The following is a 1724-nucleotide window of genomic DNA, read 5'->3' on the forward strand; positions in this document are numbered from 1 at the left end:
AGTATCTTTGACAACTTGGAGGAAAAAACTTTAATAATTCTAAACGTTCTGGAGTTAAATTAGATCTACTCTTAACTCCAGAATTAATTAATAAATGAATCGACTGAAAACATTGAAATATCCAAGGTAATGTTAGTCTATTTGTAGGAGGACCTCATTGATTTTTGACAGTAGATTTAGTCCGATTTAAGGTTTGACGTAGTTGACGCTGGCCTCAAGTGTCAACCAATCAACATAAGGCCATAATTAACCCCAAAGCTTCGATTCGATCAGGGGACTTAAGGAAGACACTATAGCAATGTGCGCTGGCATATTTACAAATTACAAGAACTGTCCAATAGCTAAAAGTCTTGTATGATCGGTCTTTTATTCCCCCTTCCGGAGCTGTTGCCTTCCGGAGCTGTTGCCTGCGCACAGCGCTATATCAGTTAAAAATAGAGGGTATGCCCAGAAACCTAAAACCCCTCTCTACAGATTGTTGTCCTTTATATTTAGACAACATTTCTTCCGTAGTTAATTCCATCTGATCAAGAACATTTGTTGCTAAAATAAATCGACCTGCTCGTTTTTTTTCTAGTTCTATTTTTGACTCTCTTAAGCTCACTTTAACTTGGAGTTGATCAGAAAAATCTGATTCAGATTTAGACTGTACTTCTTGAAAATTAATTTCTGTCAATTCGTGATCTAAAAACTTTTTAAACAGCTTTCTTGCTGCTGTTTCTGCATCTGGTTGACAAGCAAACTTTTCAGATTTTAAAGTGCGTAGTTTTTTGTCAACTTCAACTCGTTCTTTCTGGATCTTTTTCTCTAGACTTTTCAAATCCGATTCTCGCCTTAGTTGACTTTCAACTATTAACCATCTCTGTTGAACTCCGCCGTCAGTTTTTGAGAGTTCTTGATATCTATATCCCTTAATCTGACTGGTAGTAAAATCTGACTCATCTATTTCTTGAACTAGCTTGTGAGCTGCTTTTATACGCACAGGAACTCGGCTTAACCATTTAATATCTGTTAGTAACTGTAGATTTTCTTGAGTATATAAAGCACTATCTGCCACCATTAAACTATCAAAATTTAACTGCTTTTTGAAATCTTTCATGCCTTGGACCAAACTTTTTTTGGTCAGATTCATTTCCCGAACCAATTCTCATCCACAATGGGACATCTCCATCATTCGTACAAATTAAATCCATCATAAATTGTTTTAGATCGGGTCGTTTATCTCTCGAATATCCAGAGGTAATTTTAATAGTTTTTGGTTCTATATCTTCCGTGGATTCATCCTCATATGTGTGATCATCTCCATGAACATGAAATGATGTAGAATCTAGGTGGACTGTGCTTATCTCTAGCTGATAACTTTTCACTGCTTCTAACACCACAGACATGAAAATCTGATTTAATCCTCTGTGATACAGTTGGTCTAATACCCGACCTAATTTATCATCATTAAAATACTCTGTTTTTACCCCTTTGCCAATTAAATGTTCTATAGCTTTTCCATCAAAAAATTTACTAAATAAATATAGTGGGGATGAAACTAATCCTAACCCATTTAAGAGCATTCCTTTAACTACTTAACCCCCTGTTATTTTTTCTGGTAACTGAACTCCCGCGTAGTCGATTAATTTTCTGTTCTATGCCAATCTCGTCAATAATTCCTGCTACCAAACCTAGATGGTCTACATTAGTTACTTCTATTGACATTTTCTCCTCTTTTTGAT

General features: G+C 35.6%; 3 protein-coding genes. All 3 read right to left on the reverse strand.

Annotation, left to right across the window (positions count from 1 at the left end; translation table 11 throughout):
* Positions 1–424: 424 nt before the first annotated feature.
* Genes F6K27_RS33065 through F6K27_RS34225 form a run of 3 tightly spaced genes read right to left on the reverse strand, consistent with a single transcriptional unit; the run spans position 425 to position 1707 of the window.
* Entirely contained in the window at positions 425–1099 is a 675-nt protein-coding gene (locus F6K27_RS33065; RefSeq protein ID WP_287280275.1) for an IS1634 family transposase, read from the reverse strand.
* Complete coding sequence (locus F6K27_RS33070) at positions 1068–1565, reverse strand: IS1634 family transposase (RefSeq protein WP_287244700.1); 498 nt, start codon at positions 1563–1565, stop codon at positions 1068–1070. The genes F6K27_RS33065 and F6K27_RS33070 overlap by 32 nt, the downstream gene beginning before the upstream one ends.
* Positions 1566–1569: 4 nt before the next feature.
* A complete protein-coding gene (locus tag F6K27_RS34225; RefSeq protein ID WP_124146741.1) occupies positions 1570–1707 on the reverse strand; it encodes a DUF4277 domain-containing protein in 138 nt (45 codons plus the stop codon).
* Positions 1708–1724: the final 17 nt, after the last annotated feature.

It is taken from the genome of Okeania sp. SIO2F5 (genome assembly GCF_010692685.1).
Lineage (GTDB): Bacteria > Cyanobacteriota > Cyanobacteriia > Cyanobacteriales > Microcoleaceae > Okeania > Okeania hirsuta.

Coding starts and splice junctions, on each gene's coding strand:
- F6K27_RS33065 (WP_287280275.1), bottom strand. CDS start 1,099: ATGAAAGATTTCAAAAAGCAGTTAAATTTTGATAGTTTAATGGTGGCA.
- F6K27_RS33070 (WP_287244700.1), bottom strand. CDS start 1,565: ATGCTCTTAAATGGGTTAGGATTAGTTTCATCCCCACTATATTTATTT.
- F6K27_RS34225 (WP_124146741.1), bottom strand. CDS start 1,707: ATGTCAATAGAAGTAACTAATGTAGACCATCTAGGTTTGGTAGCAGGA.